The 5,642-nt window shown below is 41.2% G+C and carries 8 protein-coding genes and 1 pseudogene; 6 read left to right on the top strand and 3 right to left on the bottom strand.

Annotated features, from left to right (window positions below; translation table 11 throughout):
* Positions 1-215 precede the first annotated feature (215 nt).
* The 4 genes from IM509_RS00230 to IM509_RS00245 all read left to right on the top strand — a co-directional run bounded on the left by IM509_RS00230 (position 216) and on the right by IM509_RS00245 (position 3,661).
* Positions 216-2,444 carry a CHAT domain-containing protein gene (locus tag IM509_RS00230; protein ID WP_185237160.1) on the top strand — a complete coding sequence of 743 codons (2,229 nt, stop codon included), beginning with the start codon at positions 216-218 and terminating at the stop codon, positions 2,442-2,444.
* Between the two features lie 50 nt (positions 2,445-2,494).
* Positions 2,495-2,962 carry a hypothetical protein gene (locus tag IM509_RS00235; RefSeq protein ID WP_110579598.1) on the top strand — a complete coding sequence of 156 codons (468 nt, stop codon included), beginning with the start codon at positions 2,495-2,497 and terminating at the stop codon, positions 2,960-2,962.
* Between the two features lie 236 nt (positions 2,963-3,198).
* On the top strand, positions 3,199-3,438 hold the full coding sequence (locus IM509_RS00240) for a DUF4160 domain-containing protein (RefSeq protein ID WP_110579599.1): 240 nt from the start codon (positions 3,199-3,201) through the stop codon (positions 3,436-3,438).
* Positions 3,398-3,661 (top strand): DUF2442 domain-containing protein, encoded by a 264-nt coding sequence (locus IM509_RS00245; RefSeq protein WP_185237161.1) that lies wholly within the window; start codon positions 3,398-3,400, stop codon positions 3,659-3,661. Before IM509_RS00240 ends, IM509_RS00245 begins: the two co-directional genes overlap by 41 nt.
* 314 nt (positions 3,662-3,975) lie before the next feature.
* Here IM509_RS00245 and IM509_RS00250 read toward each other — a convergent pair whose 3' ends face one another.
* Positions 3,976-4,374 carry a type II toxin-antitoxin system VapC family toxin gene (locus IM509_RS00250; RefSeq protein WP_061430710.1) on the bottom strand — a complete coding sequence of 133 codons (399 nt, stop codon included), beginning with the start codon at positions 4,372-4,374 and terminating at the stop codon, positions 3,976-3,978.
* Positions 4,371-4,616, bottom strand: a complete 246-nt coding sequence (locus IM509_RS00255; RefSeq protein ID WP_008201147.1) for a type II toxin-antitoxin system Phd/YefM family antitoxin — start codon at positions 4,614-4,616, stop codon at positions 4,371-4,373. The genes IM509_RS00250 and IM509_RS00255 overlap by 4 nt, the downstream gene beginning before the upstream one ends.
* 56 nt (positions 4,617-4,672) lie before the next feature.
* Here IM509_RS00255 and IM509_RS00260 point away from each other — a divergent pair, with 56 nt between their 5' ends.
* Both IM509_RS00260 and IM509_RS00265 read left to right on the top strand, forming a co-directional pair.
* On the top strand, positions 4,673-4,936 hold the full coding sequence (locus IM509_RS00260; protein ID WP_072927957.1) for a DUF433 domain-containing protein: 264 nt from the start codon (positions 4,673-4,675) through the stop codon (positions 4,934-4,936).
* Positions 4,920-5,246 carry a DUF5615 family PIN-like protein gene (locus tag IM509_RS00265; protein ID WP_170863964.1) on the top strand — a complete coding sequence of 109 codons (327 nt, stop codon included), beginning with the start codon at positions 4,920-4,922 and terminating at the stop codon, positions 5,244-5,246. Before IM509_RS00260 ends, IM509_RS00265 begins: the two co-directional genes overlap by 17 nt.
* A 32-nt stretch (positions 5,247-5,278) precedes the next feature.
* Here the strand turns inward: IM509_RS00265 and IM509_RS00270 are convergent.
* Positions 5,279-5,642, bottom strand: a pseudogene (locus tag IM509_RS00270) (arginase family protein); the annotation flags it as partial.

The raw sequence follows: 5,642 nt of genomic DNA on the forward strand, positions 1-5,642 counted from the left end.
CCCTTATATAGAAAGGCATTTAGCGATTTTTGTTAATTGTTTTTTTCTAGAGCGAACTAATCAATTAAGTCTCTTGCCAGATAAGGATTTAGTCGATTTATGCCCCCCTATCGAACCATACCAAGTAACGAAGAACCGAATCAACACGCAAGACCGCAGCAGATGAATTACTCAAACTCCACAGCGAACACGCTGTCAATGCAGTTATTAATGCCTTGAGACATAATAACCCACAAGTTCAGATTTTAATTATCAATGCCATTGAAAAGTACGCGAGAGAATTTAATATTGAACACGAGCCATTTCCAAGCTGGTTCCATATTTATAAGGATACATACAATATTAGGCTTTCAGAATCAGCTAGGACTGTGGTAGAGCTTATAATTGGTCTCTCAGAAGAGGCTAATCTAGCTGTTAGAGAAGTAGCTCTTTCCACTTTGAGCGTAGTGTATCAACTAATTAACAAGACACGTTTGAGTAAGAGAGATGATGATCGTGGCACTTGTTACTTTATGGCACCACCCAGCAATCTTCATTTTGAATTACCTGAAGAAAAAAAAGCTAGGTGGGCTTTGGAAGTTGCCCCCTCAATAACTTTAGAAAAAGCTTCAGAATCTAGATATGCCGATCTCACTTTTTACAACAATGTAAACGATTTTGAAACTAAAGTATCCGATGGTCATGTCTTAAGATGTGGGCAATGGTATCAATTGGAAGTAGCTGTTCGTGGCACACCAGTAGGTTTGCCAAGTCAAGAGACAGAACGTCGTCCTATTCGAGAGCCAAAGCAGCAAGAATCAGTGACTATCACAATCACTGCTGAAGGGGATGGTTTTGAAATTAAAGAACCTGTTCAAACGCTGCTACTGCCACCTATGGGAGATTCTACCGAAAATGCCTATTTTCAAGTTCGTCCGCTCCACCAATCAGCAAGTGATAAGGATTTAGCTTCAATTCGCATACGCGCTTACTATAAATTCAATCTTCTCGAAGTTTCCGTTATTCAAGCCGAAGTTGTAGGGAAATTCGACGACTCAAGCCAATCAAAACTGGGATTGAAGAAACCAATCTCATTTAGACAAGAAAGATTAGAGCGTGAGTATCTCGATTTTGATGAAGTTCAGCCTAAGGCAATGCATATAGATATTATTAAGGAGAATGAGCGTTTTCTATTCAACTTTGCTTTCTACAATAATTTGGCTCAAAAGGTTGAGTTTACTGCACCAATCTATCTGCCTACTCCAGATTTAGAAGATGCTCTGCTTACCATTCGTGAAACTTGGTATGACATTGCAATGAGCAAGACATTCACTGAAAGAGTGGAAGGTGATGAGGGGGAGTTTCTTGATAACATTCGCAAGCTTGCCCAAGCAGGACGAAATCTGTGGGTGAAATTATTTCAACTTGATAGTGATAGCTCAATGCATAAAGTTGGTAAATGGTTAGAAGACAATCCACTTCAAAAGGGAGCAATTATTCAAGTTTCTCTTGCTGATAACGCTACAGACTTTGTATTTCCGTGGGCTTTGATTTACGATCATAAAGTGCCGAGAAAGCATTACGAGCTTCCAGATACTGAAGGCTTTTGGGGATTGCGGTACTGTATTGAGCAACAGTTTCCAAACCAAAATAAAGGTACGGATAAGCCCGTGCAAATTCAAGATAAACTGAGAGTTGCTTTTATGCTCTGGGCGCAATTTCGCAATGCTGACGAGCAGAAGGTATTGATGGAGAATTGGACGGGGTGCAATCCAGACAAACTTGAGATTACTATCCCCCCCATTACCGATGCTGATGACTGTTCTGCTCTTCTAGATGACTGCGATGCCCATATTCTCTATTTCTATACACACGGCTATACTCGTAATCGCCAAGCTGATATAGGAGTTGGAGAGAATCTACAATTATTTACTAACCGTTATGAGAAGTTGCAGGAAGACGATCCAAGACATGAACTCTGGAAATTTCTTTATGATAGTGTAAAGCAAGATAAGTTTGAGCCTAACCGTTCTTGGATTGAGCTTACCTACGGCAGATTGTATCTTGATCAGTTATACGACAATATAGAAAGCAAATTTAGCTTCAAGCCTCTAGTATTCTTGAATATGTGCGAGTCTGCCCAGATTACTCCATCATTGTCTGACAGCTTTATTGACTTTTTTATAGATCGAGGAGCTAGGGGAGTTATCGGTACTGAATGTCCAATGACGGTTGAATTTGCACACCCATTCTCTGAGAAGTTTTTGGGAGATTTACTAGCAGGTGAAACAGTTGGGAATGCATTGCTGAATGCCCGATCTCATTTTATGAAATTAAAGAATCCTCTTGGACTGGCTTATACCCTATTTGGTTCAGCCACAACGTGTTTTCAACCAGCTATCCTTAAACCGTTAACAATGCCAGCCACTACTAACGTTTCAACAGAAAGCTCCTCAGACCCCTGAGAAGCGGTATACCCCAATAGGTAAAAACAATTCATTTAGGAGCAATTGCTATGTCAGATTTAGCCAACCAAGCAGAACCTATAGTTAAGAAACTATTAAAGGCTGAGGAAAGCCAACTTTACGAGCAACTCGGAATTCTTGACCAAGCTATTCAGGCAGAACCTGAGAAAGCTAGTTCTCTAGAACCGCAAGTGATCTATAGCCAAGCTCAAATGGGAGCTAAAGAGGAAGTTTTGGAGTTGGGCAAAAATATATTTGACCGTTGGGCTGTAGAAGCTTACAAGCTTGCTTGTGGTTCAGAAGATGAAGATTTGGAAGATCGCAAACAACTGATTACTGCCACGGGGGTCAGTGAAGTAGCGATCGCATCAGCAATTGCTGGATTGCTAATTTCACAACTCGCTGTTCCCGCTGCATTAGCACCTGTAATTGCGGCAATAGCAGTCAAACGTTTCTTTCGGCCAGCGTATGGTGAATTTTGTAAAATTTGGAAGAAGAATCTACCACAAGTCGAGTAGTGCGATCGCAATCTTGTAGGGTGCGTTCCCCAATGTAACTTCTACCGCTCCACCGATTGATCGAAAAAGAACCCACTAACATCGGTTAAATTGCTTTTTTATATAACTCATTCCCCCTTAATTTTAGACCAGTTAAGGGGAATTTTTATGCTCTTACTTCTCCCTCTTGTATTTTTAACTGAATATTTGCTATAATAAATAAAGCGTAAGCATCAATCATCCTGATTAGATTTCTGATGAGTCCAACTGTTTTCCGAGAAGATGGCTATCGCTTCTTTTTCTTTTCCCGCGAAGAAACAAGAATGCACGTTCATGTTCATTGTGCAGAAGGAGAAGCTAAATTTTGGCTTGAACCACAAATTGAATTAGCTCGTAATTATAACCTATCTCGAAAACAACTTCAAGCGATAGAAACTATTATTGAGGAACGACAAAATGAACTTAGAAATGCTTGGACAAAACACTTCTCAATCTGAAGTCACTCATATTTCTTCCCATGGAATATGGATTCTGGCAAACAATGAAGAAATGTTTCTTTCCTATCAAGATTTTCCTTGGTTTGAAGATGTCCCTATTAGAAAAATTTTAAATATACAAGAGCCTTTTCCTAATCATTTTTATTGGCCAGATTTAGATGTAGATTTAAGCAAAGAAATTATTAAAAATCCTGAGAGATTTCCTTTAAAAGCTAAATCCTAGTGCGATGCCAAAGGCACTGCGTAGCAGATCGCCGATCTGGTAGCAATCTTGTAGGGTGCGTTCCCTAATGCAAGTCCTACCGCTCCACTAATAGATTTTTGGGGAACGCACCATGCACATTGATTGAAGCTGTAAGAACCATTTCTGCAAAGGCTGTGAAATTGAAGGCTCTTGTGCAGGTCAGTGTCAAGTCACTTTGGAGTCTTCCAGAAATGACAGTCAATTAGTTGCAAAAATGTGCGAGTTAATAATTGCAACTACACAGAATTTGGTTGACGAACATCTAGAAGGCAGCTGAAATTCTGTGTTTATGACTAAGAACTAGCTGCCCAAAGCAAAGACACTTCATATTGATTAAATGTTGAATCCGCACTCACAAGTGTCATATCTTCTACCTGAGCTTGTGCAATCAGCATTCGGTCAAAAGGATCACGATGATGTAAAGGCAATGCAGCCGCCCGCAAAGCATGAGAAGCATTGATCTCTAACGATCTAGCTCCTAGTTGGGTCATTCGAGTAGAGACATAATTATCTATTTGCTCTGGCAGTGGTAATTTACCGATTGAGACTTTAATTCCCATCTCCCAAACACTGGCAACAGAAAACCACACTTCATTGCTTTCGTTGGCAATTTGTTCAATTACATTCTCACTTAACTTGTCTGGTTGGGCAAACCACCACAGCCAGCATTGTGTATCCAGTAAAAGTCTCACTCCGCACCACCCTCAAATGCTACCAAAATATCTTCTGGTAAAGGGGCATTAAAATCATCTGGTACGGTAAACATCCCTCGATCTTGTCCTAAACTAGACCGTCGATCTAAAGATGTCCGAAATGGAACAAGTTTAGCAATTGGAATACCTCGGTTTGAAATAACGATTTCCTCTCCGAGTTCCACACGGGACAATAGCCGAGAAAGGTTTGTTTTAGCCTGATGAATGTTTACAGTTTCCATGCTCTTAAAAAACTAAGTCCACAAACTAAGTTTAGTTTAAATGACTTTAGGATACAATGACTATAAAAGCTAGTAGCCAGTTGGATATATTTGTTATGGAATTAATATCCCGTGTTGTTCACAGTGATCCCGACATTCTAGGGGGAACCCCTGTTTTTGTAGGAACTCGTGTGCCGATGAGAACCCTACTTGATTATCTTGAGGCTGGTGATTCATTAGAGGTATTTCTAGAGCATTTTCCCAGTGTCAGTCGAGAACAGGCGATCTCAGCCCTTGAATTAGCAAAGGAAATGTTGACAGCCTATGCGAATCCTGCTTGATGAATGCGCCCCACGCCCGTTAAAGCGTGAGCTTGCCGATTACGAGGTATGCACAGTTGTTGAGATGGGATGGTCAGGGAAAAAGAACGGTGAGTTGCTGAGGCTGATGATTCAGGAGGGTTTCACGATTCTCCTCACTACAGATCAAAATTTGCGTTATCAGCAAAATTTACAGCAAACTGGAGTGGCAGTTATTGTTCTTGTAGCAACCAGCAACAAACTTTCTGACTTACTTCCCCTAATGCCAGATGCCTGTAGCCTATTAGATAAAGTCTCTCCAGGAGAAGTGATTGAAGTTGGAGGCTCCTGAAAGTTGTGTTGGCGAAAGCAGCATAACTCCGCATCCCTAGCGATATCTCGATCCCAAATCACGGGAATCTGCTGTTTAGCGATTAATTCGGCTTCTTCTCGACAAATAGCCCGAATTCCCACGGGTAAGGTCGGTAAACCCATTTCTAACACCCGACGCATCACACAGGCGTGGTTATGGTGGGAGCCTTCGTACTCAAAACGCATATCGCCATGGGCATCAATTTGAACCACCGTAAAAGGGTCAGATAAAGCCTGTCGATAAGCTTGTACTACTCCCGTAGTGATAGCGTGTTCACCCCCGACGGCGACGACAAATTTATCATCGGCAATTAAACGCGAAACTGTAGCTGTGGTGACGGCTAACATCTCCTCGGCGGACAATTGCGGTTGTTGA

It is taken from the genome of Microcystis sp. M31BS1 (assembly GCF_020245285.1).
GTDB classification, from domain to species: Bacteria; Cyanobacteriota; Cyanobacteriia; order Cyanobacteriales; family Microcystaceae; genus Microcystis; species Microcystis panniformis.

What these genes read in the sequence shown, in the direction of transcription:
- IM509_RS00235 (WP_110579598.1), top strand. Translation starts at nt 2,495, where the DNA reads ATGTCAGATTTAGCCAACCAAGCAGAACCTATAGTTAAGAAACTATTA.
- IM509_RS00240 (WP_110579599.1), top strand. Translation starts at nt 3,199, where the DNA reads ATGAGTCCAACTGTTTTCCGAGAAGATGGCTATCGCTTCTTTTTCTTT.
- IM509_RS00245 (WP_185237161.1), top strand. Translation starts at nt 3,398, where the DNA reads ATGAACTTAGAAATGCTTGGACAAAACACTTCTCAATCTGAAGTCACT.
- IM509_RS00255 (WP_008201147.1), bottom strand. Translation starts at nt 4,616, where the DNA reads ATGGAAACTGTAAACATTCATCAGGCTAAAACAAACCTTTCTCGGCTA.
- IM509_RS00260 (WP_072927957.1), top strand. Translation starts at nt 4,673, where the DNA reads ATGACTATAAAAGCTAGTAGCCAGTTGGATATATTTGTTATGGAATTA.
- IM509_RS00265 (WP_170863964.1), top strand. Translation starts at nt 4,920, where the DNA reads ATGCGAATCCTGCTTGATGAATGCGCCCCACGCCCGTTAAAGCGTGAG.